This is a genomic window from Streptomyces sp. NPDC094147, assembly GCF_044764265.1.
GTDB lineage: Bacteria > Actinomycetota > Actinomycetes > Streptomycetales > Streptomycetaceae > Streptomyces.
On record NZ_JBIWHT010000002.1, the window covers coordinates 387427 to 413171 of the forward strand.

Here is a 25745-nt window from a genome sequence, read left to right on the forward strand (position 1 = left end):
ACCTGCCAACTGCACAACGTTGTGCAGAAGTTGGGCCGCCCGTCGAGCCGCCGGCGGTCCGCGACGTGAAGGAGCCGCACGTGTCGACGCACGACCTGTACGTGAAGGGCCCGCAGGAACCCTGGCAGGTGCCGGCCTCCGGCGCCGCCCGCTTCAACTGGGACTACGACGACGGGCGCGACCGGCTGCTCGCCCTCTACCAGAAGGGCAAGGACAAGCAGTGGGACGGCGCCAAGCGCATCGACTGGGACCTGGAGGTCGACCCGTACGACGCGCTCGGCACCCCGGACGAGGCGATGACCCTGTACGGCAGCCGGTACTGGGACAGGATGACCGAGCAGAACAAGGGCGATCTGCGCCGGCACTACGCCTCCTGGCAGTTCAGCCAGTTCCTGCACGGTGAGCAGGGCGCGATGATCTGCGCGGCCCGCATCGTGGAGTCCGTCCCCGACCTGGACGCCAAGTTCTACTCCGCGACCCAGACCATGGACGAGGCCCGGCACGCCGAGATCTACTCCCGCTTCCTGCACGAGAAGATCGGCATGCTCTACCCGATCAACGACAACCTCCAGGGGCTGCTCGGCGACACCCTGCGCGACTCGCGCTGGGACATGCCGTACCTGGGCATGCAGGTCCTGATCGAGGGGCTGGCCCTCGCGGCCTTCGGCATGATCAGGGACACCACGGACAAGCCGCTGCCCAAGCAGATCCTCGCCTACGTCATGCAGGACGAGGCCCGCCACGTGGCCTTCGGGCGGATGGCGCTGCGCGACTACTACCGGCAACTGTCGGACGCGGAGCTGCGCGAACGCGAGGAATTCGTCATCGAGGGCTGCTACCTGATGCGCGACCGGCTGCGCGGGGTGGAGGTCCTGGAGAACTTCGGCATCCCGAAGAAGGAGGCCGAGCAGCTGAGCGAGGAGAGCGAGTTCCTGCACCTGTTCAGGAAGCTGCTCTTCAGCCGCATCGTCCCCTGCGTGAAGGACATCGGCCTGTGGGGCGAGCGCCTGCAGAAGGCGTACGTCGACATGGGCGTCTTCGACCTCGGCGACTCCAACCTGGACCTCCTGATGACCCAGGACGAGGAGATCGCCGACCAACTGGACCGCGAACGCTTCGCGGCGGAGGAGGCGGCGAGGGTGTCGGAGGTGGAGGGGGCGATCGCGGACGGGGCGGTCTGAGCGGCTCCGGTCGCCGGTCGCGCCGCCTTCGTGTCAACGGAGCGACCGGCTTGCACTCTTTCGTGCGGCAATCTCGGATTGCCGCTGGGTAGGCTGATCGTGCGAGACAGACTCTGCCGCATGGGAGCAATCATGAGCGCCGCACGCGAGTACGGGCTTGACGACCAGTACGGGCTTGACGACCAGTACGAGTGGGTCCGCCCGCCGGTGGGTGGCTGGACGGCGGACGACCTGGACCGGCTTCCGAATCTCCCTCCGCACACGGAGCTGATCGACGGGAGTCTTGTCTTCATGAGTCCGCAGACCAATTTCCATTCGCTCGCCATGCGCCTGCTGGAGTTCACGCTGCTGGCCCTGGCGCCGGATGACCTGGACGTCATTCGGGAGATGAGCATCAGGCTCGACAAGCGAAACCGACCTGAGCCCGACGTCCTGGTGTTTCGCGCGGACGCGCGTAGAGGGCCACGTCAGACTTGGTACCGCGCCGAAGAGGTGGTCGTCGCCATCGAGGTGGTCTCGGCGGACTCCGAGGCGCGTGACCGCGAGGTCAAGCCCCAGAAGTACGCGAAGGCGGGAATCCCCCACTTTTGGCGGGTCGAAGAGAATGACGGCATTCCCGTGGTGTACGTGTACGAGCTCGACCCGGCAACCGATGAGTACACCCTGACGGGCATCCATCACGACGAGCTCAAGCTGATGGTCCCCTTCCCGATCAGTATCGATCTCACCGCGATCAACCGCCGTCCCCCGTACGCCTAGTGGTGCCCTACTGCCCACGCGCCAGCGCCGCCTCCATGACCGCCTTCGCGATCGGGGCCGCGTCCCCGCCGCCGCTGACGTCGCCGCGCTTCACCGCCGCGTCCTCGACCACCACCGCCACCGCGACCGCCGGCCGGCCCGAGTCGTCGGATCGGGCCCAGGAGATGAACCAGGCGTACGGGGTGCCGATGTTGCCGACGCCGTTCTGGGCGGTGCCGGTCTTGCCGCCCACCGTCGCGCCGGGGATCGCCGCGCTCATGCCGGTCCCGTTCTTCACCACGTCCACCATCAGCTGCTGCAACTGGAGCGCGGTCGAGGGATTCATCGCCCGCCGGTAGGTCCGCTGACCGGTCGTGGCGACCGTCCTGCCCCGCGCGGTCGTCGTACGGTCCACCAGATAGGGGTACTTGAGGTCCCCGCCGTTGGCGACCGCCGCCGAGACCATCGCCATCTGGAGCGGCGTGGCCGTCGTGTCGAACTGGCCGATGGAGGAGAGCGCCAGCTGGTCCGGGCTCATCCGGGTGTCGAAGTTCGACTTGGCGACGCCCGACGGAATCCTGATCCTGGTGTCGTTGAAGCCGAACCTCCCCACCGCGTCCAGCATTCCGGCAAGTCCCACCTTCACCCCGAGCCCCGCCATCACCGTGTTGCAGGAGACGGTGACCGCGTACGCGAGGGAGGCGTCCTCGCAGCCGCTCGCCTCGTTGGGGAGCGTGGTGTTCGAGTTCGGCAGCACATAGGGATCGGGCGTGTTGGTGGGCGCGTTGATGTCCGTGACCGCCCCCGCGTCGAGCGCGGCCGCCGCCGTCACGATCTTGAAGGTGGAGCCGGGCGGATAGGTCTGCCGGATCGCCCGGTTCAGCATGGGCTGGTCGGGGTCCTTGGTGAGCCGCGACCAGGTGCCGGCCACCGCCCGGCCCGTCCCCGACAGCACCCCGGGATCGTAGGAAGGGCTGCTGACCAGCGCCAGGATCCTGCCGGTCGAGGGCTCGACCGCCGCCACCGCGCCCTTCTTGCCGGCCAGACCGTCGTACGCGGCCTTCTGCATCGACGCCTTGATGGTGGTGACGGCCCGCCCGCCGGAGTGCCGGCCGCGGGTGAGGTCGTTCCACAGCGGGAACGGCGACAGGAGCGAGGAGGCGCCAGAGAGGACGGCGTCCTCGGCGTTCTCGATCAGCGTCGTGCCGTACGTCTGCGAGGAGTACCCGGTGACCGGCGCGTACATCGGGCCGTTCTTGTACGTCCGCTCGTACCGCAGCGGCTGGCGGGTGTCCTTCGATCCGGTGATGCTCTCCTCGCCGACCACGATCGCGCCGCGCGGATGGTGGTAACGGGCCATGGCCACCCGGCGGTTGGCCGGGTTGTCGTCGAGCCCGTCGGCCTGGAAGACCTGGACGCGGGCCGCGTTGACGAGCAGCGCCACGAGCAGTACGAGGCAGAAGCCGGCCGCCCGCCGGATGTATCGGATCACTTGCCGCCCCCCTTCACCGGGTTCACCGGGTTCACTGGGGGACGCTCCCGCGCGATGACGCCCGGTTCGACCGCGGGCAGCGGGCGCCGGGCCCAGTCACTGATCCGGATGAGCAGCGCCACGATGATCCAGTTGGTGACCACGGACGAGCCGCCCTGCGCGAGGAACGGCATCGCCATGCCGGTGAGCGGGATGAGCCCCATCACGCCGCCCGCGATCACGAACACCTGGAGGGCCAGGATCGAGGCGAGGCCGATCGCGAGCAGCCGCCCGAACGGGCCGCTCAGCCAGAGCCCGGCCCGGTAGCCCCGGGCCACCAGCAACGCGTACAGCAGGAAGATCGCGGTCAGTCCTGCCAGGCCCAGCTCCTCGCCGGCCGTGGCCAGGATGAAGTCGGACTTCGCGGCGAAGCCGATCAGGACGGAGTGGCCGAGGCCGAGCCCCGCGCCGAGCATCCCGCCGGCCGCGAAGGCGAACAGCGACTGGACGAGCTGGCTGGGGCCGAGGCCCGCCTCGATGGTGGCGTACGGGTTCAGCCAGTCGGTGACGCGGCTGTGCACATGGGGTTCCAGCATGCCGACCACCGCCGCGCCGACCGACGCGAGCAGCAGCCCCACCGCGATCCACCCGATGCGCCCGGTCGCCACGTACAGCATGATCACGAAGAGGCCGAAGAACAGCAGCGAGGTGCCGAGGTCGCGTTCGAGGACCAGGACGCCCACGCTCAGCAGCCAGATCGCCACGATCGGCCCGAGCACGCGCCCGGTGGGCAGCTGGAGCCGCCAGATCTTGCGGCCGGCGTACGCGAGGGCGCTGCGGTTGGCCGCGAGGTAGGCGGCGAAGAAGACCACGAGCAGGACCTTGGCGAACTCCGCGGGCTGGAAGGAGAAGCCGGCCACCCGGATCCAGATCTTGGCGCCGTTGACCGCCGGGAAGAAGACCGGGACCAGCATCAGTCCCAGCGCGGCGGCCACCGAGAGGTAGGCGTAGCGCTGCAGGACGCGGTGGTCGCGCAGCACCAGGACGACGGCGATGAACAGGACGAACCCGAGCGTCGACCAGACCAGCTGGGTGGGGGCCGCCCGGCTGCCCGGGGTCTCCAGGTCGAGCCGGTAGATCAGCACCAGGCCGAGCCCGTTGAGCAGCACCGCGATCGGCAGCAGCAGCGGATCGGCGTACGGGGCGCCGAAGCGGACCACGAGGTGGGCGAGGAGCGCGAGCAGGCCGAGCCCGGCGCCGTAGCGCGCGGCGTCCGGCGGCACGGCGCCGGTCTTGGCGAGGCCCACGTCGACGTAGCCGAACACCACGAGGAGTACGGCACCGACGAGCAGGGAGAGTTCGACGCCCCGCTGCTTGGGGCGGCGCAGCTCGGGCGGGTGGGCGTCCGCCGCCGACGGTGCGGTCATGGCAGGCAACGTAGCAAGACACCGGCCATATGTCCGTGTATGTCATAGGGTGCCGAACGGAATGCATGACGGTCCGTCAAGGAGGAGCCTGCGCCATGGGGCCCGTGGAGTTCATCGTCCTCGCCTTTCCCGAGGAGCAGTTGAGGGCGCAGGCGGTCGCCGCGCTCGGCGCCCTGCGCAGGTCCGGCGCCGTCTGCCTGATCGACGCGCTGGTCATCACCAAGACCGCGAGCGGCGAGGTGCTGGCCGCCGAACTGGATGAGTACGAGGAGCTCCAGGGCCTCCTCGGCGGGCGGGACGCGGCCCGGCTCATCGGCCCCGAGGACGTCGCCGAGTCGGCCGGGCTGCTCGACCGGGGCAACTGCGCCCTGCTCGTCCTGATCGAACACCTGTGGGCGGCGGAGGCGGCCGACGCGGTCCGCGCGGCGGGCGGCCGCATCGCGGCCTCGGTACGGATCCCGCAGGCGCGGCTCGCCGAGGTGAAAGCGGGGCTCGCGGCACTGGACGGGGCCCCTTCGACCGCTGCATCGGAGGCCTGAGCCATGTTCGTCCGACCCATCCGTCCCGAGGAGCAGCCCCTGTCGCGCCCGGAGGGTGCGCCGCTGCTGCGCGGTCTGCTGTCCAACAGCCCCTCCTACGCCGCCGACCGGCAGGCGCGTGCCGCTGCCGTGCCGCCCGCGCCGGTGGCCGCGGGCGGCACGGAGATCGCGGACCGGCTGACCCGGCTGGGTGACATGGCCAGGGAAGGGCTGCTCACACCCGAGGAGTTCGCGGCCGCGAAGTCCAGACTGCTCGGGGGCTGACGGTCAGCACCAGCGGGGCGAGGGCCCGATGTTGTCGATGTAGAACGCGGAGCCCCAGGCCCAGGTGCCGTCGGTGAGCAGATACCAGCGGTCGTTCCCGTTGACCTCGTCGCCGTAGGTCTTGCAGAAGATGTGCACGATCGAGCCGTACGGCGCCATGCCGACGATCCTGCTGCCGCGGGTGGGCCGATCGCGCAGGAGCAGGCCGGACTTGGCGGTGACGCGGCCCTCGAACTCGTGGTGGACGGGCTCCCCGGCGACGGCGGGGCCGGCCGCGGTGAGGGTGGCGACGGCGCCGGCGGCCAGCACGAGGCCGAGCGCGGCAAGGGGGGAGCGCAGGGACATGGATGCCTCCTGGAAGGGGCGGGGCCGCTGGTGAACGACCCTCAACTCGCCTGCCTCACATTAAATTCGCCACTGGGAGACCGCAAAGCGTCACTCCGGGTGCCGGCCCGCCCCGGTCTCGGGGGTGCCGGGTGCCTCGGAGCGGGCGTACTCGGGGAGTTCGAGCCGGGCCACCGCCCCGCCGTCCGAGGCGTTGGCGAAGGTCAGCCGGGCGCCGATCACGGCCGCCTGCCCCACCGCGATGGTGAGCCCGAGCCCGTGCCCCTTGCTCCCGGCGTCGGTGCGGAAGCGCTGCGGCCCGTGGTCGAGCAGGTACTCCGGGTAGCCCGCACCATGATCGCGGACGGTGATGACCGGGCCGTGCACCGTGAGCTCGACCGGGGCCTTGCCGTGCTTGTGCGCGTTGGCGACCAGATTGCCGATCACCCGTTCCAGGCGGCGCTTGTCGGTCTCCACGCAGGCGTCCGACACCACCGTGAGGGTGGTGTCCTGCTCGGCGGTCCCCGAGGCGACCGAGGCGCGCACCACCCGCTCCACCACCGGGGCCAGATGCTGGAGATCCAGGTCGACCCGCTCACTGCCCGCGTCGAGCCGGGAGATCTCCAGGAGGTCCTCGGTGAGCGAGCGCATCGCCTGCACCCGGTCGCGCACCAGCTCGGCCGGGCGCCCCTCGGGGAGCAGCTCGGCGGCGGCGTGCAGACCGGTCAGCGGGGTACGCAGCTCGTGCGCCACATCGGCGGTGAAGCGCTGCTCGCTGAGCAGCTTGCCCTGGAGGGTGGAGGCCATGGTGTCCAGGGCGCCGGCCACCGTGGCCACCTCGTCCTGCGGGCGCGAGGGGTCCCTGGTGCGGGGGTCGTTGACCCGGGCGTCGAGATCGCCCGCGTCGATCCGGCGGGCCACCGTCGCCGTCTGGTGCAGCCGCCGGGTGATCCGGGTGACCGCGAAGACGCCGACCAGGAGGGTCGCGCCGATGGCCAGGAAGGACGAGCCGAAGATGGCCTTGTCGAGGCCGTTGATGGTGCGGGCGCTCTGGGTGTAGTCGATCTCGGCGGCGATCGACTTGCCGTCGGCCGGGCCCGCCGCCCACATCGTCGGGCGGCCCTTGTCGTCGTCGACCAGGGTGGCGCGCTTGCCGGAGACGGCGAGCGCGCGCAGCGAGTCGGGCAGCTCGGGCGGGTCGATGCCGGCGCCGGGCGGCAGCTGCTCGCCCGCCTCGTACATCCGGGTGACCTCGCTCAGCTTGTCGAGCGCCTTGCCGCGGGCCTCGCCGACGGTCTGGCGGGTCACCGACACATGCACCAGGACGCCGAGCAGCGTCGCGAGCGCGCAGCACATCACGGTGATGAACACCGCGGCCTTCCAGGTGAGCGTCGCCGTCCAGGCGGGCAGCGGCATGCGCGGCAGCCGCGCTATGCGGGGCGGCTTCATGGCGCGTCCGCCGGGGGAGTGGCCGGCGGGCTCGCCGTCGGCGGCTTCTTCTTCGGCGACGGCCCCGACTGCCCGGCGCCGGACGGAGCGGGATGCTTGCCGCCGCCGTTTCCCTTGCCCGGCTTGGTGCGCACGATCTCGTCCCGGGTGGGCAGCATCGCCTGCTGGTGGTCGTCCCAGGACCACGCGGTGCGGTACTCGTATCCGGGCATGCCGTCCGCCACCGAGCGCACGATGACGTCGCGGCCGGCCACGTCTACGCGGGTGGCCTGCTCGGAGGTGGCCATGATGCGGATCAGCCCGCCGTCCTTGGCCGCCGTGTAGCAGCGCACGGCCAGCTGCTGGGCCGGCATCCGGATGCCCAGGATCAGCTCGTCCTTGCCGTCCCCGGTCAGATCCCGGTAGTACGGCTGGAGCAGCGGGCAGCTGCCCGGCTTCTGCTTGCAGGCGTCGAGCTGCTTGACGGTCTCCTCGTACAGGCCGTCGCTGCCGCTGTAGGTGTTGGGGTGGGCCTTCACCTCGGCCTGCACCACCGCGAGCGGGTCCAGTCTGCGGACGTCGCCGCCGGGCACCTTGATCCCGGGCACCTGCTCCGCGTTCGGGCCGAAGTCGTTGGGGGTCGCCGTCGCCGGCGGCAGATCGGGCCACAGCCGTATCGGGCCGACGGCGGTCGGTGTCCTGCCCGCACTCTGCAGATGGCCGGCCCCGCCGCAGCCGGACAGCACCAGGACACCCACTGCGGTCAGCAGGGGTGCGGTGAGTGCGATGCGGCGGTGGCGGGTCAAGGTGCTCCTGTCGTGCGGGAACCCAGGCTATTTCACCTTCCGCCGGATCCTCGCCGGAGGCCCCGGAATTATCGGGCCTTCACCAGGTCTGCATAGAAGATGATGTTGGCCGAGCGGTGACCGTCCTCGATGGGGCCGCCGCAGGTGATGAGGCGGAGCTCGGGGCGCTCGGTCTTCCCATAAACCTTATTCGTTGGGAAGTCCTTTTTGTCCACCTGCTGAGTTTCCCTGATCTTGAAGACGGCGGTCGAGCCGTCCGCCCTGCCGACCTCGATCGCGTCGCCGACCTTCATGTCCTTCACGTTGCGCATCAGTGCCGGGCCGTTCGCCGTGTCGTAGTGCGCGACCAGGACCGAGGCCCCCTTCTCGCCCGGTGTGACGCTGCCCGTGTACCAGCCGGCCTGCTCGGCCCGGTCGACCGGCGGGACCTCCAGCTCCTGCGCCGAGTCCACCCCGAGCCGCAGCACCGGGCTCGCGTCGACCCCCGCGGAGGGGATGACGAGCCGGGTCGGTTCGGAGGCGCGCAGCGGGTCGGCCTGGGCGGCGGCCTGCGGGGCGGCGGCGTTCTGCACCCTGACGTCGGGGGCCTTGGCGGCCGTGGCCGGGGCGCAGGCCAGCAGCCCGCCGCCGACGCTGAGGGCGAGCACGGAAGCGGCCGCGATCCTGGCGGTACGGGGCATGGTGGGCGTGGTCATGCATACGACGCTAAATGTCCGCCATTGCGGCTTTGCCGCGCATACGTAACAGCCTGCCGTACACGAGCAGGCGGTGTTGTTACCGCGCGGCGGCCCGCCGCCCCCTACTGCTGGTACGGGTTCTGCCCGTGCATCTGGCCCGGCTGCGGCTGCTGCCCGTACGCCTGCTGCGGCGCGACCGACTGTGCGAGCAGAGCGTCGGCCTGCTCCTTGGTGATCTGCTGCTCAAGGCCGCAGAAGGTGCACTGGGTGCGGAACTTCGTGGAGAAGGGGAACAGCGGGACGAAGAACAGCGTGAACTTCGTGACGTACTTGCGCAGCGCGTGCGCGGAAGGATTTCCGCAGTTGCCGCACACCAGCGTGAGCATCGCGAGCTGGTAGAGATAGCGACGGGTGCCAAAGATGATCATTGAGTGTTCCCCTCCCGGAATCCTGCGTTCATGCCGCGCGCCAGGTGTCGTGGCCGTGACCGCCCTGCGTCCATCGCGTTGTGACGACGCCCACCCGACTTATTGCCCTCACGGGCATCGGGCTGTTCCCATGGTCGGGGTGGGGTGATGGGGCATGGCAGGACTGCGGGTGACACCGGTGCACCGGCACGGACAGGCGCGACTGTACGTCAGCCTGCCGGACGGGCGCAGCGTCGCCTGGTACGACCGCGACACCGGGCACGTCTCCCTGCTGCTCGCCGACCGCAGGGACGAGGTGCTCGCCGCGCTGCGCCCCTATGTCGTCGGGGAGCCCGTCGTCGGGCCGCCGCCGGTGCCGACCCCGGCCGACCTGGCGAGGCTCTCCCTCCACCCGGACGACGACCTCGCCCCGAACCGGCCCGGCGAGGCGCTCCTGACCGAGCTGGAACGGTACGGATCCGCGCACCGCTTCCGGGCCGACCCCCGGCGCCGCGAGCTGGCCGCACAGCAGCTCGCCGGGGCCGCCCTCGAACGGCTCGAAGCCGCGGGCTGGCGGGTCCTGCACTCGGTCCCGCTGCCCGGCGAGGCCAGGATCGACCACCTCCTCGTCGGCCCGGCGGGCGTCCTCACCGTCCACGCCCTGAACACCCGGCGCCACCGGGTGCGGATCGCCGACCCGCTGGTGACCGTGGGCCACGCGGCCCCGGTGCCGCTCCTGCGCGGCGCCCGCCACGAGGCCGAACGTGCCTCCCTCGCGCTGGCGGCCGCGGTGCGCCCGGTGCTGGTCCTGGTCGGCGCGGACCGGGTGGAGCCCGGCCCGCCCGAAGTCCACGACGTACGGGTCCTCAAGGACACCGAGATCCCGGACCTCGCCCGCCTCGGCGGCGTACTCAAACCGGCGGACGTGGAGGCCCTGTACTGGACGGCACGGGACCGCAGGACCTGGCTGCGGGTCTGACGCGGGCCTCGGCCTTGACGCCAGGGCCTTTCAACCGGCGGCCCCCTCCTCCCCGCCCTCGGTCCCCTCCGCCTCGCGCAGCCGCAGCACCACCGCCCCGGCGTGCCGCGTGGTCGCCCACTCGACCTCCGCGAGCAGCCCCGCCCGCACCGCCCGGTACGCCACCTCGCCGAGCCCCGCCGCGACCGCCGTCCCGGTGCCCTCCGCCACCAGCGGGGCCAGTGCCCGCCCGGCCTCCGCGCGCAGGGCGGCGGACAGCGGGCCCGACACCACCGGCACGTCGTCGTCGGGCAGCACCAGGACGAGCGCGGCCGGGCGGGACGGGCTCCCGGTGTGGCCGACCACCACCGCCTCGCGGGTGTCGGTGTGCCGCAGCTTGCGCCAGGCGCGGTGCCCGGCCCGGTACGGGGCGTCGAGCCGCTTGGCCACCAGACCCTCGATGCCGCTCGCGGGCAGCGTCTCGTACCAGGTCAGCGCGGTCTCGGCCGAGGTCGTCATCGGCACCGCCTGGAGCGGCGGGCCCAGCGGGGCCAGGATCTCCAGGAGCCGCGCGCGTCGCCGCTCGTACGGCAGGGCCCGCACGTCCCGGCCGCCGTCCGCCAGGAGGTCGAAGGCGGCGTACGAGGCCGGCAGGCGGCGGGCGAGGAGGGGGGCCCGCGCCGCGGTGGCGGCGGCCCGGCGCTGGACGGCGGCGAAGTCGGTGCGCCCGCCGGTCCACACCACGACCTCCCCGTCGAGCACCGTGCCGGGCGCCAACTCCCTTGCCGCGTCGGCCAGATCGGGGAAGGCGGCCGTGATGATCCGCCCCGAGCGGGCTTGGAGCACGACCCGCTCGGCCTGCCGGAACACCACCATCCGGTGCCCGTCGAACTTCGGCTCGTACGCCCACCCCGCCCCGCGCGGCAGCGTCCCCACCGCCTCCGCGAGGGCGACGGTGAGCGGCGGCCGCAGCGGCGCCGCGTTCACGGCAGGCGGCCCGCCCGGTTGAGGTTGATCAGCGGGCCCAGCAGATCGCCGTCCCGTTCCAGGCGGGGCCCGATGTCCCCGATCAGGAACGTCAGGTCGGCCGGGGCGGCGCACGACTCGACCTCCTGCCAGGAGACCGGCGCCGACACAGTGGGCCGCTCCTTGGCGCGCACGGTGTAGGGCGTGGCGGTGGTCTTCGCGGCGGCGTTCTGGCTGAAGTCGATGAACACCTTGCCGGGCCGCAGCGCCTTCGCCATCTTGTGGGTGACCAGGCCCGCAAGTGCTGCCTCCGCCTCCCTGGCCAGCGTCTTCGCGTACGCCGCGACCTGCTCGGACGGGGTCGGCTCAAGGGGGGCGAGCAGATGCAGCCCCTTGGAGCCCGAGGTCTTGGCGTACGCGTGCAGCCCGTCCGCCGCGAGGCGCTCGCGCAGCCACCGTGCCACCGCGCAGCACTCGACGATGCTCGCGGGCGCGCCCGGGTCCAGGTCGAGGACCAGCCGGTCGGCCAGGGCGGGTGCGTCCGCCTGCCACTGCGGGGTGTGGAACTCCACCACCAGGTTCGCCGCCCACATCAGCGTCGCCAGGTCGGACACCACGACCTGCCGGGCCGCCCTGCTCTCCGAGCGCGGCACCTCGGCGATCTTCACCCAGGAGGGGGTGCCCGGCGGCGGGTTCTTGGTGAAGAAGTGCTGGCCCGCCGGGCCGTCCGGGAAGCGCAGGAACGACACCGGGCGGTTGTGCAGATGCGCCAGGAGCGCCCCGGCGACGGACGCGCAGTAGTGCAGCAGCTCGCCCTTGGTGGTGCCGGTCGCCGGGTACAGCACCTTCTCCAGATTCGAGAGGGGGATCCGCCGCCCCTCCACCTCCGTGATCGGCGTCATACGATGAGAGTCCCACGAACCACGCGAACCACCCTCCTCGGGGACGAAGAGGAGAAACCGTGCGATCAATCTGGAACGGTGCGATTTCGTTCGGCCTGGTCAGCATCCCGATCAAGCTCGTGAATGCCACCGAGAACCATTCGATCTCGTTTCGCCAGATCCACCCGGCGGACGGCGGCCGGGTCCGCTACCGCAAGGTGTGCGAGCTGGACGGCGAGGAGCTGGACGCCGCCGACATCGGCAAGGCGTACGAGGACGCCGACGGCTCGCTGATCCCGATCACCGACGCCGATCTGGCCTCCCTGCCGCTGCCCACCGCCAGGACGATCGAGATCGTCGCCTTCGTGCCGGGCGACTCGATCGACCCGCTCCAGATGGACGCCGCCTACTACCTCTCCGCCAATGGCGTGCCCGCCGCGAAGCCGTACACCCTGCTGCGCGAGGCCCTCAAGCGGAGCCGGAAGGTCGCCATCGCCAAGTTCGCCCTGCGCGGGCGGGAGCGGCTGGGCATGCTGCGGGTGGTAGACGACGTGATCGCGATGCACGGGCTGCTCTGGCCGGACGAGATCCGCGCCCGCGAAGGCGTCGCCCCCGAGACCGACGTCAGCGTGCGCGAGGCCGAACTCGACCTGGCCGACGCCCTGATGGACACCCTCGGCGAGGTCGATGTGTCGACCCTGCACGACGACTACCGTACGGCCGTCGAGGAACTCATCGCCGCCAAGGCGGACGGCGCCCTCATTCCCGCGGAGGTGGCCCCGGCCTCCGGCGGTGGCAAGGTCATCGACCTGATGGCCGCGTTGGAGAACAGTGTCAAGGCCGCGAAGGCCTCCCGCGGCGAGGGCGAGGCGGCGGGCGACGGCGGGGCGGTCGCCGAGGTCACCCGGCTCAGCCCGCGCAAGTCCGCGGCCCGCGGGAGCGCACCCGCGAAGAAGACGGCGGCGAAGCAGGCGGCCCCGGCGAAGAAGACCGCCGCGAAGAGCACCCCGGTGAAGAGCACCGCCGCCAAGAAGTCCGCCGCGGCGAGCCCCAAGTCCACCGGGGCGAAGAAGTCCACGGCCACCACCGCGGGGAAGACCGCGGCGAAGAAGACCGCGAGCCCGAAGAAGCGCGCCAGCGCCTGAGCGCACGCTCACGGCACGTGGCGTCGATTCGGTAACGGAAGGATTGCGCCGTGCCCGCGCTGGCGAGATGGATGCCCAAGGCGTGTGAAAGGGGTGCGGCCATGGTGCGAAGAACCCGGGAGGGCCACACCCCCACCGAGGAGCAGTACCGTCCGGCTCCCGTCGTGCTCTCCGTACTGCCGTACGCCGTGCTCGCGCTGGTCGTCGTGGCCAACCTGATCGCGGGGCCCGGCGTCGGACTGCTGCCGCTGGTCTCGCTCGGCCCCGCCTTCGCGGGCCTGGTCGGCGGCTGGCGGCGCACCGTCGCCATCGGGCTGCTCGCCCTGGCCGCCGGGGTCGGGCTCGGGATCTACAGCGACCTCTTCGCGGAGCGCCGGGGCTTCGCCACGCTCGCCGCGGTCGTCGGGGTGACCGCGGCGGGCGTGGCCGGGGCCGTGATGCGCCAGCGCCGCGAGGCCGAACTCGCCGGCGTGCGCTCCATCGCCGAGGTCGCCCAGCGCGTCCTGCTGCGGCCGGTGCCGCGCAGCGCGGGCCATCTGCGCGCGGCGGTCTCGTACACCTCGGCGGTCGCGGAGGCCGCGATCGGCGGGGACCTGTACGAGGTGGTGTCCGCGCCCGAGGGGGTGCGCGTGATCATCGGGGACGTACAGGGCAAGGGCCTGGAAGCGGTGGAGACGGCGGCCGTGGTGCTCGGCGCGTTCCGGGAGGCCGCGCACGACGAGCCGGACCTGACGGGCGTCGGCGCGCGGGTGGAGCGGGCGGCCGAACGGGCCCTGCAGGGCGAGAAGTTCGTCACCGCCATCATCGCCGAACTCGACCCCGTGAACGGGGCGGTGTTCCTCAACTACGGCCATCCGCCACCCCTGTTGGTACGCGCCGACGGCTCGGTGTCCTTCCCCGAACCCGCTTACGCACTGCCGCTCGGCCTCGGGCTCGGCTCGGGGGACGGCCCGCAGCCCTTCAAGGTCGCCTTCGCCCCCGGGGACCAGCTCCTGCTCTACACCGACGGCGTCACCGAGGCCCGCGACCGGGCGGGCACCTTCTACCCCCTCGGCGCCCGCACGCTCCTCCTCAAGGACCCCGACCCCGAAGCGGCGCTGGAGGCCCTGCGGCGCGACCTGATCCAGCACTCGGAGGGACCGCTGCACGACGACGCGGCGATGCTCCTGCTCCGCCACCGCGAACAGCTCGGGCCACCGTGAAGTGCCGCGCCCCTTTGGGGCTCAGCCCTGTGGTGCGCTCGGCCCCTCCAAGTGCGCCGTCAGCTTCTCCAGCATCGGCCACGTTTCCGCGTCCGTGCCGTCGCCGAGCGGGTAGTGGAGCGCGGGGGCGCTGTCGGGGCCGAGTTGGACCGGGCGCAGGGCCAGGGGCGGGCGGCGGGCGTGGAAGAGGCCGGCCTTCGCCACCCCGTCCGCGCCCAGCGTGTACGACACCGGGATCGGCGGCGCCTCGAAGTGCGCCGGCACCGCCAGGTCGCGGCGGGCCCGGCGCAGCGAGACGAGCATGTGGGTCAGGCCGTGTTCGGCGGCCAGCGTCTTCGCGAGCGACTCCACCGCGTCCAGCGGGGGTGCCTCGTCCGCGCCGTACCCGAGGGTGAGGGTGGCGTCCGCCGCCACGCCCCGCTCGACCCGGCTGATCCGGAGCCCGGCCAGCGCGGGCCGGGCGGGGTCCCCGACGGCGAGCAGGTGGGTGGGCTCGGGGGCCCGATCCCGGGCGAGGTCGGTCAACTGCCGTGCGGACCAAGGGAGGTTGATCGGTTCGGCGGTGCTCCAGCCGGCCGGGGCCGCGCCGGTCAGCGACTGCCAGGCGGTCTCCAGGGCGCGGCCGAGCACCAGGTTCTCGTCCGCGTTGTGCACGGTGCGGAACGCGACGGTCAGCTGCCGCTCGGAGGTGAGTGCGGGCGAGCCGAACGCCTCGGCCAGGACGGCCTCGCCCGATTCCGTGGCGGCCGGTGCGAAGGTGCCGTCCTGCCAGCGCAGCACCGCCCCGGACAGCCCGTCGTAGTAGCCGCAGTCGGGGTCCTTCACCACCCAGCGGTTGGGGGCGCCGGTCAGTGCCGTACGCAGCGGAAGGCTGAGCCGCACGCCCGGCGGGGTCACGATCTGGAGGGCGCGGCGGCTCTCGACGGTGGCGCGCAGGATGTGCGAGAGCCAGGCGCTCAGCGCGATGACCGGCCGGTCGCAGATGACGACCGCGGTCGACTCGGTGAGCACGTCCACCGTCGGATGGGCCCCGCCGGCCGCGGGGCGCGCGCTCACCTCGCCGTCCCGGCCGACCGGGACGACCTCGGTGCTCGCGGCGCCGGGCGGCCAGGCGGTGCCGCCGAGCAGCAGGGTGAGCCGCCCCGCCACCGAACCCGCGAGCCGTTCCGCCTCGGGCAGCGCGGTGGAGGCCCGCACCTCCGTCCACCAGAACGGGCCCTGGGGAGACGGGACTTGACCGCCGAGGAGGCGCTCCGCCTCGCCGGGCACCTGCACGAGCAGCGGCGCTTCGAGCGAGACGAGCGGCCGTCCGTCCGCCGCGCAGAGCTGGACCACCGCCTCGTCGTGGCCGGTGTCGACGGCGAGGCCGGGGCCGCCGGCGTAGAGCCCCGCGAGCAGGGCCCAGGTGTCGGGCATCTTCGGGGTGAGGGCGATGACGTCCTTGGTCACGAGTGCTCTGCTTCTTCCGGCTGGTGCGCGAGGGCGGTCTGGACGAGCTGGTGGCGGCGGCCGCGGCGGACCAGATAGCCGCGGCCCGGCGGCTGCGCGGACGCGTACAGACCGGGGAACAACTGGCCCTCGGTACGGTCGCCCGTCATCACCAGGGCCGCGGTGCCGGTCTCGCGCAGGGTGGTCAGGAACGGTTCGTACAGCGCGCGCGAGGAACCCGCGACACGGCGGGCCACCACGAAGTGCAGCCCGATGTCCTGCGCGGAGGAGATGTACGGCAGGAACGGCGCGAGCGGCTGCTGGCCCGCGGTGGTGAGGATGTCGTAGTCGTCGACGAGGACGACGATGCGCGGACCGCTGAACGCGGGCCCCTCCGGCAGCGCGTCGTGGTCGACGCTCTCGTCCGGCAGGCGCTTCTCCAGCTCGGTGGCGATCCCCGCGGCGAGCCCCGCACTGATCTTCGCGTTGTGCGCATAGCCCCCGCGGTACGGCTCGGGCACCACGCCGCGCAGCCCGCGGCGCGGGTCGAACACCGCGAAGACCAGCTCCTCGTCGCTGTAGCGGGCGGTGAACTGCTGGGCGATGAGCTTGAGCAGATTGGTCTTGCCGCACTCGTTGTCGCCGAGGATCAGCAGATGCTGGTCGTGCTCGAACAGATCGAGGAGTACGGGGTCCAGGGCGTCCTGGTCGACCGCGATGGGGATCCGCCTCGGCTCGGCGGCCGCCGACGGCAGCCGCTGCGCGGGCAGCCTGGTCGGCAACACCCGTACGGGAGAGGCGAGTTCACCGTGCCAGGTGGCCTTGACGGTGCGGGCCGCGTCCTCCAGGGCGGGGCCCAGGTCGGTCACCGAGGCCACCGAGTCGGTGCGCGGCAGCGCGGCCTGCGCGAACAGCTTGCCGTTGGTCAGCACGCGCCCGGGGGTGTCCACGGCGAGCGTCTCGGACAGCTTGCGGTCGATCGCCGAGTCGGACGGGTCGTTGAGCCGCAGCTCCAGCTGGGTGCCGAACATCGACTGGGTGGCGATCCGCACGTCGTTCCAGCGCAGCATGCCCGCCACGATGTGGATGCCGTAGCCGCTGCCGCGCTTGAGCAGATCGGCCACCGCGTCGTCCAGATCGGCGAACTCGTCGCGCAGCGCGCCGTACCCGTCCACGAGCAGGACGACATCGGTCGAGCCGAGCTCGGGCAGCCGGCCCTGGGCGCGCAGGCCGCGCAGCTCGTCCACCGAGTCGATGCCGTGCTCGCGGAATAGCGCCTCCCGGGCGGCGAGCATGGCCCGCACCTCGGCGACGGTCCGCGCGGCCCGCTCGTGGTCGGCCCGCCCGGCGATCCCGCCGACGTGCGGAAGACCGGCAAGGGCGGCCAGACCGCCACCCACCAGGTCGAGCCCGTACAGGGCCACTTGGGCCGGGGTGTGGGTCAGGGCCAGCGAGAGCGCGATGGTGCGCAGCAGGGTGGTCTTGCCGGACTGGGGGCCGCCGATGACGGCCACATGCCCGCCGGCCACCGTCAGATCGAGCGTCCAGGGCCCCTGCCACTGCCGGCCCGGATCGTCGAGGAGGCCGAGCGGCACCCGCATGGGTCCGGGGCGGTGGCTGAGCTGGATGCCGCGCTCGGAGACCTGGAGCGGGCCCGCGGCGGAATCGAGGCTGATGGCCGACGGCAGCGGGGGCAGCCAGATCCGGCGCACCGGCTCGGCGGCCGCGCGCAGCTGGTCGACCATCGCCGACATGACGGTCGGCCCGGTCTCCCGCTCCCGCATCGCCGGCTCGGCCGCCGAGTCCGAACTCTCCTCTTCGGTAAGGGAGTTGAACGTCTCGTACGGCCAGGCGAGCGGGGTGTCGTCCTGCTGTTCCAGGACGGCGGGACCCCGGTAGGCGCCGGAGACGTACCCCGCCTTGAAGCGCTCGTACGTCGAGGTGTCGACCTTCAGATAGCCGAAGCCGGGCAGCGGCGGCAGGTTGAAGGCGTCCGTCGTGTCCAGGACCGTGCGCGACTCGTCGGCGGAGAAGGTCCGCAGGCCGAGACGGTAGGAGAGGTAGGTGTCGAGGCCCTTGAGCCTGCCGCCCTCGATGCGCTGGCTCGAAAGCAGCAGATGTACGCCGATGGAGCGGCCGATCCGGCCGATCGACAGGAACAGGTCGATGAAGTCCGGCTTGGCGGTGAGGAGTTCACCGAACTCGTCGATCACCACGAAGAGGTGGGGGAGCGGTTCGAGCTCGGGCCGCTCCGCGCGCAGCGCGGCGTAGTGCCCGATGTCGGCGACGTTGCCCGCGTCCTTCAGGACCTGCTGACGCCGCTTGACCTCGCCCGCGAGGCTCGTGTGCACCCGCTCCACGAGGCCCGCCTGGTTCTCCAGGTTGGTGATGACGCCCGCCACGTGCGGCAGCTCCGCGAACGGCGCGAACGTCGCACCGCCCTTGTAGTCGACCAGGACCAGCGCCAGATCCTCCGGCGGGTGCGCGGCGACCAGCGCGAGCACCAGGGTGCGGAGCAGCTCGCTCTTGCCGGAGCCGGTCGCGCCCACGCACAGGCCGTGCGGGCCCATGCCCAGCTCGGAGGACTCCTTCAGGTCGAGCAGCACCGGCTGGTGCCGGTCGTCCAGGCCGATCGGCACCCGCAGGAACGCCCGCTCGCCGCGCGGCGCCCACAGCCGGTCGATGTCCAGATCCGCCGGGTCCTCGATGCCGAGCAACTGCGGGAAGTCCACCGGGCCGGTCACCGGGGTGCCCTCGGCCACCGACTCGGCGGAGAGCCGCAGCGGCGCCAGCATGCGCGCGAGGCCCTCGGCCCCGGCCCGGCTCACCTCGTCGGAGAGCCCGTAGGACAGCGGCGGCCTCGGACCGGCCGGATCGCGCAGATCCTCGACCGTGATCCGGTCGCCCTCCACACTGATCCGCACGCTCACCTGGTCCGGTTCGTGCACCTGCTGCTCAAGGAGGTGCAGCACCGTCACACCCATGTCCGTGAGACCGACCGCCGTGTCCGGGCGGGGCAGTTCATCGGCGGTGGCGCCGTACTCGTCGCTCACCACGAGCAGCCGGTCGATCATCCCCAGCGCGTTGCGGTCGGACAGGCCCCGGCGCACCTCCGCCGCGTACGACGCCCGCTGCCGCAGATCCGTACGCATCAGCCGGGCCAGCTGCGGCAGGCTCGGCGCGATACGCCGCGCGGCCACCGGGCCGTCGCTCTCCAGCGCGTCCAGGACATGGGGCAGCCACTTGGCCCACTCCCAGTCCTCCAGCCGCTCGCCCGGCACGCCGAGCGCGATCGCCAGATCGTCCGGGGCGTGCGTGACGGCCGCCTGGACGAGCAGCGCCCGCGCGACCCGCAGCACCCCCTCGCGGTCGCCGACCACGCTCACGTTCCCGGCCCGGTCGAGCGGCACCGTCAGCGGCGACTCGGTGGCGGTGGCGTACCGGGCCACCAGCGCCCGCGCCTCGTTCAGCATGAACGGGTCCGGCGGAGTCAGCACACCCCCGCTGCTGTTCTGCCCGATCGACAGATCCTGCGTCGGTACGGTGCCGGTGCCCACCCGCACCCGCAGGAAGTCCGCGTCGCCGCGCCGCCGCTCCCACAGCCGCGCCGGATCCCGCAGCAGGTCGTACAGCGCCTGCGGCGGCGGGTTGAGCAGCCGCGCCTGGAGCCTGGACTCCCGCTCCACGGCGCCGAGTTCCTCGCGCTGCTCCTCCAGGTATTCGAGGTAGCGCTCGCGCTGGGTGCGCCGGGTGCGCTGGGCCTTGCCCCGCTGGGACAGGAACAGCGCGACCGCGCCGAGCAGCGCCACGACCAGGACGATGGCGCCGAGCCCTGCGAACTGGCTGTTGCGGATCACCGTCATCATGATGACCGAGCTCATCACTCCGGCCATCGGGAGCAGCGCGGTGGCGGCCCCGCCCGTCTTGCCCTCGGGAAGGTTCGGCGGCGGCTCGATGGCGCGCGGCGCCGCGGGGGCGGCCGGCCGGGTGGAGCGCGCCGGGCGGTGGATCTGATGCAGCGTCATCGCACCCTCACCGCCCGCTCCATTGCCTCGGCGGCCAGCGAAACGGCGGCCTGCCTGGTCGCCCGGCCGAGCAGTGCGGTCTGGATGGGGCCTCCCTGGGCCAGATGCCGGTCGTAGGGGACCGGAAGCACGGTGACGCCCGCCTCCCGCAGATGCGCGGTGGCGGCCTTCAAGTCCAGTGTCATGTCGGGGGAGTTGGCGGTGAGCGCCACCACCGTGGTGGCCAGCGCCGAGTGCGGGAGGTGACCGAGCCAGTCCAGGACGACCCGGGTGGCGCCGACGCCCTCCGCGGTCATCGGCGCGACCACGATCCGGGCGTGCGCGGTGTCCATCGCGGTACGCGCCACCTCGCCGGGCAGCGTCTCGCAGTCCACCACGGTCACCGCGAAGTACCGCCGCAGCGCGAGCGTCACGGTGCGGTACGTCCGCATGCTCAGCGGTGCGCCGAGGCGGCCCTGGCTCGCGGGCAGCAGCCAGCCGCCGTCCGCGACCGGCACGAGATAGCCGGTGACATCGGTCAACTGCATGGCCGGGGTGAGGATGTGGGCGAGATCGGCGCAGGACCAGCGCACCGATTCGGCGCCGAGCCGGACCGGCAGCGTACCGAGCGCACCGTCCGCCTCCAGGGCGAGCACCGGATCGTGCCGGTAGTGGTTGAAGCTCCGGGCGAGCAGCGCGGCCACCGTCGTCTTGCCGACCCCGCCGCGGATCGAGGTGACCGCGATGACCCGTCCGGTCGTCACGGGCTGCTGCAACTCGCGCCCGATCCGCGTCTCCTCGGCCACGTCCTGCGCGGCCGATGAGGTGAGCTTGCGCACCGACCGCCCGGCCCGCTTCGTCACCGGGTCCCCGTGCACGGCCTTCCCGAGCGCCACGGCGAGCCGCGGATCGACGGTGGGCACGGACTCGGGGGTGGCCATGGGCACGGCCGCCTGCCCACCGGGCATGCGGAGCTCGGGCAGGGTGGCGGGCCGGGCGTCCGGGGCACCGGGTCCGTACTGCGCGGCGGCGCGTGCGGCCGCGACGGCGTCGAGCCGGGGGGAGGGGGGCTGGTGGGGATCCGTTCCTGCCGTGCCGGGTGCGTCCCGGTGAGGGCCCGTCTCAACGGGCCCCGCGGGTTCCTGGGAGGGCGGGACCTGGCGGGGGTCCGCGCTCGCCGTACCGGGGGCGTCAACGCCGCTCGCGGGAAGCCCAGTACGCGGCTCGCGGGAGGCGGACGCGCCGCGCGGTTCGGCCCGGGGTATCCGGAACGTCCCCTCCGCCGGGCCCGCATACGGCTGTCCGGCCAACTCCTCCGAGTCACCCGCGTCCGGCCGCGCATCCGGCCGCGCGTCCGGCTCCGCCGGGCCCCCCGCGTTCAGCTCGCGCAGCACATCGCGCTGCCAGTCCTCGCCCACAGCCACATCCCGACCCTTACGCATACTTACGCGAACGTGCCGAGCAGACGCCCGTACACCCCGAACACCCCGAGCACCAGCGGGAACAGCGCGATCACGCCGATCGATTCCAGCGCGTCGCCGAACCGCCGCAGCCGGACCCGTACATGGTCCGCGGGCTGGACGACGAGGACCGCGACCGGTACCACCGCGAGGACCACGAGCAGCGCCAGCGGGCCGACCGCACCGGTGCGCTCCCACCAGACCCAGGCCAGCCGTCCGGCCACCGCGGCCGCCGCCGCGAACAGCCCCACGACCTCGGCGACCAGCGGATAGGCCCGCGCGCGCAGGGCGAGGACCACCGCGACGACCGAGGCGAGCGGCACCGTCCACACGGTAGGCGCTCGCAGCACCAGGATCCCGGCGACCGCCGCGCAGGCCGCCACGACCACCGTGGCGAGCGCGAGCCCGCGATGCGTGGCCGCGAGCGCGGTCGACACCTGGTAGCGGCTCACCGACGCGCCGCCGGAGCGCCGGTCGTCCAGGCCCGAGAGCCCGGACGCCATCAGCGCGAGGCGCGGCAGCACCCCGAGCACCACCGCCGACACGATCACCACGATCGCCCCGGCCCGCGCCTGCCCGACCGCCGTACCGGCCCCGGACTGCACCGCGATCACGGTCTCCCAGCAGAGCCCGCCCCCGGCGACCGCCCCGGCGCCGATGAGCCCGCCCCGCCCGAGCGGCGAGAACACCCCGAGCAGCGCCAGCGCCACCACCACCGCACCCGCGACCGCGCCGAGCCGCGCCCCGCCCGGCCAGCCGTACGCATCGGACAGCGTCCACGCCCCGAGCACGGCCAGCACCCCGGCCGTGACGATCAGCGTGGTCGCGGGCCCGCGCCGACCGGTCCGCCCGAGCACCGCCCCGACGACCGCCCCGAGCGCGGCGACGGCGAGCAGCACCCCGCCGACGGCCGGCAGCGCGAACTCCTCGCGCGCCAGCATCCCGGCCGCCAGCGCCCAGCCGACCGTCGCGAGCCCGGCGACCGCCCGCCGCGCGGCGGGCCGCCAGCGCCAGGCCCGTACGTCCAGATCGTCGGCGGCCTCGTCGGTGACGTCGTGCACCACCGGCGCCGAAGGCGCGTCCTCGACCCGCACCAGACGCAGCACCGCCCCGTCCGGCACGCCCGCCGAGGCCAGCGTGGCGTCCTGGGCGAGTACCGAACCGTCGGCCGTCGTCAGATGGCGCAGCATCGGCCGGCCGCCCGGACCGTCGCCGAGCAGCCGCATGATTTCGGGCAGCAGCAGCCCAATTGGCTCTTCGGACGGCAGAACGAGATCCACCCGACGCTGTTCCCCGACCAGAGTGACCCGGCTCAATGCCGTACGGCTCAGAGATCCCGTAGCTATCACGCGTGCGAACCTATCATCGGGCCGAAGACTTCACGGCGGGTGAAGAAGCGGGCTGAGAAGCGGGCGAAGAGGGTGCCGAAGACGGCTGAACCGAAGTCCCGTACGGCGTCTTGCCGATGAGCTTGTGCGAAATGAACGACCAGCCGACGCATCCCGCGCACAGCACCGCCGCAATCACAATTCCGGCAAATACCTTGCCGAGTCGCTCGTCGACCGACCGCCGCCCCCGCTGCCCCCCGAACAGAAGGGCATCGCGAAGCCGCCGGCGTCGTACCGAAACCGACTCCAGCAATTGGCTGTCGTAGTCCTGCGCGGCAGTCATGCCCGAGCAATCTCCTTAGGATCCTGCACATTCCGCACGGCAATCCTGCCGATGCGGACCGGAATTACGGGCGTTCGCGGAGCTTCGCGGTCACCGCGGCGACGAAGGAGTCCGCCTCCTGCTCGGTGATCTCCACGTGGTCGATCTCGTTGTGGCCGAGTTCGTAGAGCCGGAGATACTCGGTCGGCTCCCACCTGAGATTCCGGGTGAACGCCTCGTCGTACGCGACCCCGTCAAGGAAACGGCGTCGGACGATACCGCGCGGACTGCTCCGCGGATAGCCCTCGCCGATCTTCGCGTAGTACGTGATGTGCCGCGACGCAGGGTCGATCACCCGCACATCGGCGCCCCGGCCGTTCAGCCACAACTCCAGTTCCCGGCCGCCGACTTCGCGGCGCTGCTCACCGCTCTCCACAACCATCGGCCCGTACACCGTGCCCGACAGGCCCTCGACGACGGTGTGTTCGTCGACCACGACGCGGAACGAAGTCTCCTTCACCGAGGCACCGGTGAGGTCCGCGCCCTGCAACAGGGTGCCGAGCAGCGAGGCGCCGTTGAGCCGCGCGCCGCGCAGCAGGGCGCCCCGGGCGTCGCTCTCGTACAGCTCGGCGCTGCCCAGATCCGCGCCGTCCAGCTTCGCCCGCCGCAAGGAGGCCTCGTCCAGGACGGCCTTGACGAGGCAGGCGCCCGTCAGGTCGGCGTCGTCGAGCACCGCGCCTTCCATATGGGCCCGGTAGAGATCCGTGCCCACGAGCACCGCGTCCCTGAGCACGGCCTCGGCCAGCATGCCGCCGCCGAAATCGGCGCCGGACAGGTCGGCGGACGTCAGATCGAGCCTGTCGCCGGCGAGCAGCGAACCCGGTTGCTCGACCCACTCGCGGAGCGCGGCCACCGCTTCCGGGTCCTTCGGCATGGCCCGGACGATCCGCTGCTCGCCCTCGTCACGGATACCAGACAACCCGATCACTCCACCCATGGTCTTCGACAATTGCCCTGACATCGTCAATAGCGGCCTGATCGGCATTGCGCATGTCGAGAATGACCTTGCGCTTCCTGTTCACGATCTGGTCCTCCAGCTTTCGCACCCAGCCCCCGTTGTTCGCGGGATCGTACGCACCCTTGAACGGCAGGGACTTGTCGCGCACGTTATTGAGGGGAGGCCAGTCGGAGTGTACGCCCTTGATGTCGTAGAACTCCCCGGCGCTCGGCGAGTACAGGTCACCCTGATTGGCACCGGGCGGACGCTGGATATCGGAGGGCAGCTTGCCGCTCTCCCGCATGTCGAGAGCGACCCGCGCCTCGTCCATCTCCGACGGCTTGACCTTCCCCTTGTGGTCGGGGTCCTGCTTCAAGACGTCGAAATCGTGGTCGTACTTCTTCTCCAGCGCCTGGAGATGCGAATCGTGCACCGCACGCTCGGCGGGAGTCAGTTCCGGCGGAGGACCATTCCCATGGACGGAAGCATCGCCGTGCTGAGTGTGCTCGACATGGGGAGCCTCCGGCAATGCCGAACCGTGCGGGGCATGACCGAGATCAATGTGAAGATCCCCGGCCCCGTGCGGCACCGGCACCTTGCCGAACAATTCGCTCTGCTCGGCCCGGATGGCCGCGAGGGCGTCGTGGGAAACCCCGGGCAACCGCTCCTTCTCGTAGAGAACATGGCCGTCCATCTTGGCCGTGAAGCTCTCCGGGGTGTGGAACTGCACCTCGAAGACCTGGCCCGAAACCGGGTCGCGCCAGGTCGAGTTGATGCCCTTGTAGCCCGCGCTGTCCCAGGTGTTCTTGAACGTGACGTTCTCGAACCCCCGGCCGCGGAAGTCGTCGACCGCCTGCTGCACGCCGTGCGCGTAGTCCTTGGCGGGCAGCTCGACCGTGTACCGCAGCGAGTCCTTGACGCCGCCGAGCGCGTCCTCGGGCCGGAGCATCGGATCGTCGTGCAGCGCCGTCGCGATCTTGCGCTTGAGCGAGTCCTCGCCCTTCAGGCGGTACTCCAGGCCGTTGAGCTTCCCGTGGTCCACCCGGTCGGCGGCCGACTTCACGGCGTCGGTGATGCCCGGCTCGGCCGACTGGGCCCGGTGCATGAACTGGTCGGCGGCCGTGTTGGCATGTGGATCCAGGTGCAGCCCCTGCGGCCCCTCCCAGGAACCGTCGGGCAGATTGCCGCGCGGCTCGGCGGGCCCGTCCGGCAGATGCGAGCCACCGGAGACCGGGGGACCCCCGGCATCGCCGCCACCACCCGCAGCTCCACTGGACGCCCCCGAGTCGCCGGGGTGCGTACCGCCGCTGTGCCCACCCGTGCCGAGATCTCCGTGCGAGGGCCCGGAACCGGGTGTGCCGTGCGCGGGGCCGGAGTTGTGCGACCCGGCCGGGGGCTCATGACTGGCGGAGGGCCCGAGGTCGTGGGCGGTGCCGCCGGGGGCGCGGCCCAGGTCGTTGGCCGTGCCGCCGGGCACGTGCTCCGGCACCGCGTTCTCGCCCGGGTGCGCGCCGACCAGGGCGGGCGCCCGGTGCGGAAGGGAGCTCTTGAGCTGGGCGATCTGGTCGGCGGAGAGCTCGACGTGGGCGGGGACCTCGGTGCCGTCCGGCTTGGAGACCTTGCCGTCGCTGAGGTCCAGGCGGCTGCCGCCGGGCCATTCCGCGTAGTTGCCCTTGATGACGGGCACGTCCTCGGTGCCGAGCTTGATGTCGTTGAGGTGTCCGAGGCCGGGGAGGGCGTCTTTGTAGGTGCCGGTGTAGATGTTTTTGAGTCCGCTGAGGAGGTCGCCGAC

Annotated in this window: 23 protein-coding genes; 7 read left to right on the top strand and 16 right to left on the bottom strand. The window is 72.2% G+C overall.

Translation table 11 applies throughout. The features are described from left to right. Positions 1-80 precede the first annotated feature (80 nt). Both ACIQ8J_RS07220 and ACIQ8J_RS07225 read left to right on the top strand, forming a co-directional pair. The gene (locus ACIQ8J_RS07220) at positions 81-1181 is read left to right on the top strand and encodes a ferritin-like domain-containing protein (RefSeq protein WP_403266702.1); all 1101 of its coding nucleotides are present in this window, start codon (positions 81-83) and stop codon (positions 1179-1181) included. Positions 1182-1313: 132 nt separating this feature from the next. Beyond that, on the top strand, positions 1314-1940 hold the full coding sequence (locus ACIQ8J_RS07225) for a Uma2 family endonuclease (RefSeq protein WP_403266699.1): 627 nt from the start codon (positions 1314-1316) through the stop codon (positions 1938-1940). Positions 1941-1947: 7 nt separating this feature from the next. Here the strand turns inward: ACIQ8J_RS07225 and ACIQ8J_RS07230 are convergent, their stop codons facing one another. Both ACIQ8J_RS07230 and ACIQ8J_RS07235 read right to left on the bottom strand, forming a co-directional pair. Further along, positions 1948-3411 carry a penicillin-binding transpeptidase domain-containing protein gene (locus ACIQ8J_RS07230; RefSeq protein ID WP_403266696.1) on the bottom strand — a complete coding sequence of 488 codons (1464 nt, stop codon included), beginning with the start codon at positions 3409-3411 and terminating at the stop codon, positions 1948-1950. Then, a complete protein-coding gene (locus ACIQ8J_RS07235; protein WP_403266693.1) occupies positions 3408-4817 on the bottom strand; it encodes an FtsW/RodA/SpoVE family cell cycle protein in 1410 nt (469 codons plus the stop codon). Before ACIQ8J_RS07235 ends, ACIQ8J_RS07230 begins: the two co-directional genes overlap by 4 nt. Positions 4818-4912: 95 nt before the next feature. Here ACIQ8J_RS07235 and ACIQ8J_RS07240 point away from each other — a divergent pair, with 95 nt between their 5' ends. Both ACIQ8J_RS07240 and ACIQ8J_RS07245 read left to right on the top strand, forming a co-directional pair. Continuing rightward, the gene (locus ACIQ8J_RS07240; RefSeq protein WP_403266690.1) at positions 4913-5356 is read left to right on the top strand and encodes a DUF6325 family protein; all 444 of its coding nucleotides are present in this window, start codon (positions 4913-4915) and stop codon (positions 5354-5356) included. A gap of 3 nt (positions 5357-5359) precedes the next feature. Continuing rightward, on the top strand, positions 5360-5620 hold the full coding sequence (locus ACIQ8J_RS07245; protein WP_403266687.1) for an SHOCT domain-containing protein: 261 nt from the start codon (positions 5360-5362) through the stop codon (positions 5618-5620). Between the two features lie 3 nt (positions 5621-5623). On the opposite strand, the gene ACIQ8J_RS07250 is transcribed toward ACIQ8J_RS07245, so the two are convergent. The 5 genes from ACIQ8J_RS07250 to ACIQ8J_RS07270 all read right to left on the bottom strand — a co-directional run bounded on the left by ACIQ8J_RS07250 (position 5624) and on the right by ACIQ8J_RS07270 (position 9283). Further along, the gene (locus ACIQ8J_RS07250; RefSeq protein ID WP_403266684.1) at positions 5624-5965 is read right to left on the bottom strand and encodes an SH3 domain-containing protein; all 342 of its coding nucleotides are present in this window, start codon (positions 5963-5965) and stop codon (positions 5624-5626) included. A gap of 90 nt (positions 5966-6055) precedes the next feature. Next, positions 6056-7393 (bottom strand): ATP-binding protein, encoded by a 1338-nt coding sequence (locus ACIQ8J_RS07255; protein WP_403266681.1) that lies wholly within the window; start codon positions 7391-7393, stop codon positions 6056-6058. Continuing rightward, positions 7390-8178, bottom strand: coding sequence for a hypothetical protein (locus ACIQ8J_RS07260; protein WP_403266678.1), 789 nt, complete (start codon positions 8176-8178; stop codon positions 7390-7392). The genes ACIQ8J_RS07255 and ACIQ8J_RS07260 overlap by 4 nt, the downstream gene beginning before the upstream one ends. Positions 8179-8246: 68 nt before the next feature. Then, complete coding sequence (locus ACIQ8J_RS07265; RefSeq protein ID WP_403266675.1) at positions 8247-8873, bottom strand: class F sortase; 627 nt, start codon at positions 8871-8873, stop codon at positions 8247-8249. A 104-nt stretch (positions 8874-8977) separates the two neighbouring features. Beyond that, on the bottom strand, positions 8978-9283 hold the full coding sequence (locus ACIQ8J_RS07270) for a zinc-ribbon domain-containing protein (protein WP_403266673.1): 306 nt from the start codon (positions 9281-9283) through the stop codon (positions 8978-8980). A gap of 154 nt (positions 9284-9437) precedes the next feature. Here ACIQ8J_RS07270 and ACIQ8J_RS07275 point away from each other — a divergent pair, with 154 nt between their 5' ends. Continuing rightward, positions 9438-10241, top strand: coding sequence for a nuclease-related domain-containing protein (locus ACIQ8J_RS07275; protein WP_403266670.1), 804 nt, complete (start codon positions 9438-9440; stop codon positions 10239-10241). 30 nt (positions 10242-10271) lie between these two features. Here the strand turns inward: ACIQ8J_RS07275 and ACIQ8J_RS07280 are convergent, their stop codons facing one another. Both ACIQ8J_RS07280 and ligD read right to left on the bottom strand, forming a co-directional pair. Beyond that, positions 10272-11207, bottom strand: a complete 936-nt coding sequence (locus ACIQ8J_RS07280; protein ID WP_403266667.1) for an ATP-dependent DNA ligase — start codon at positions 11205-11207, stop codon at positions 10272-10274. Then, entirely contained in the window at positions 11204-12088 is an 885-nt protein-coding gene (gene ligD / locus ACIQ8J_RS07285; RefSeq protein ID WP_403266664.1) for a non-homologous end-joining DNA ligase, read from the bottom strand. The genes ACIQ8J_RS07280 and ligD overlap by 4 nt, the downstream gene beginning before the upstream one ends. Positions 12089-12147: 59 nt before the next feature. On the opposite strand from ligD, the gene ACIQ8J_RS07290 reads away from it, so the two are divergent. Both ACIQ8J_RS07290 and ACIQ8J_RS07295 read left to right on the top strand, forming a co-directional pair. Beyond that, positions 12148-13212 carry a Ku protein gene (locus ACIQ8J_RS07290; RefSeq protein WP_403266661.1) on the top strand — a complete coding sequence of 355 codons (1065 nt, stop codon included), beginning with the start codon at positions 12148-12150 and terminating at the stop codon, positions 13210-13212. Positions 13213-13313: 101 nt separating this feature from the next. Further along, positions 13314-14414, top strand: coding sequence for a PP2C family protein-serine/threonine phosphatase (locus ACIQ8J_RS07295; RefSeq protein ID WP_403266659.1), 1101 nt, complete (start codon positions 13314-13316; stop codon positions 14412-14414). 21 nt (positions 14415-14435) lie between these two features. Here the strand turns inward: ACIQ8J_RS07295 and ACIQ8J_RS07300 are convergent, their stop codons facing one another. From ACIQ8J_RS07300 to ACIQ8J_RS07330, 7 genes are all read right to left on the bottom strand, one after another. Continuing rightward, positions 14436-15863: a DUF6177 family protein gene (locus ACIQ8J_RS07300; RefSeq protein ID WP_403266657.1), complete on the bottom strand. Its 1428-nt coding sequence runs from the start codon at positions 15861-15863 to the stop codon at positions 14436-14438. Continuing rightward, a complete protein-coding gene (gene eccCa / locus ACIQ8J_RS07305; RefSeq protein ID WP_403266654.1) occupies positions 15860-19867 on the bottom strand; it encodes a type VII secretion protein EccCa in 4008 nt (1335 codons plus the stop codon). Before eccCa ends, ACIQ8J_RS07300 begins: the two co-directional genes overlap by 4 nt. Next, positions 19864-21270: a type VII secretion protein gene (locus tag ACIQ8J_RS07310; RefSeq protein WP_403266651.1), complete on the bottom strand. Its 1407-nt coding sequence runs from the start codon at positions 21268-21270 to the stop codon at positions 19864-19866. The genes eccCa and ACIQ8J_RS07310 overlap by 4 nt, the downstream gene beginning before the upstream one ends. A 20-nt stretch (positions 21271-21290) precedes the next feature. Then, the gene (gene eccD, locus ACIQ8J_RS07315) at positions 21291-22655 is read right to left on the bottom strand and encodes a type VII secretion integral membrane protein EccD (protein WP_403266648.1); all 1365 of its coding nucleotides are present in this window, start codon (positions 22653-22655) and stop codon (positions 21291-21293) included. Positions 22656-22668: 13 nt separating this feature from the next. Next, positions 22669-22977, bottom strand: coding sequence for a hypothetical protein (locus tag ACIQ8J_RS07320; RefSeq protein WP_399053767.1), 309 nt, complete (start codon positions 22975-22977; stop codon positions 22669-22671). A 64-nt stretch (positions 22978-23041) separates the two neighbouring features. Further along, positions 23042-23935: a pentapeptide repeat-containing protein gene (locus ACIQ8J_RS07325; RefSeq protein WP_403266645.1), complete on the bottom strand. Its 894-nt coding sequence runs from the start codon at positions 23933-23935 to the stop codon at positions 23042-23044. Continuing rightward, positions 23919-25745: hypothetical protein (locus ACIQ8J_RS07330; protein WP_403266642.1), on the bottom strand; the 1827-nt coding region annotated here is incomplete at its 5' end. The genes ACIQ8J_RS07325 and ACIQ8J_RS07330, both read right to left, overlap by 17 nt.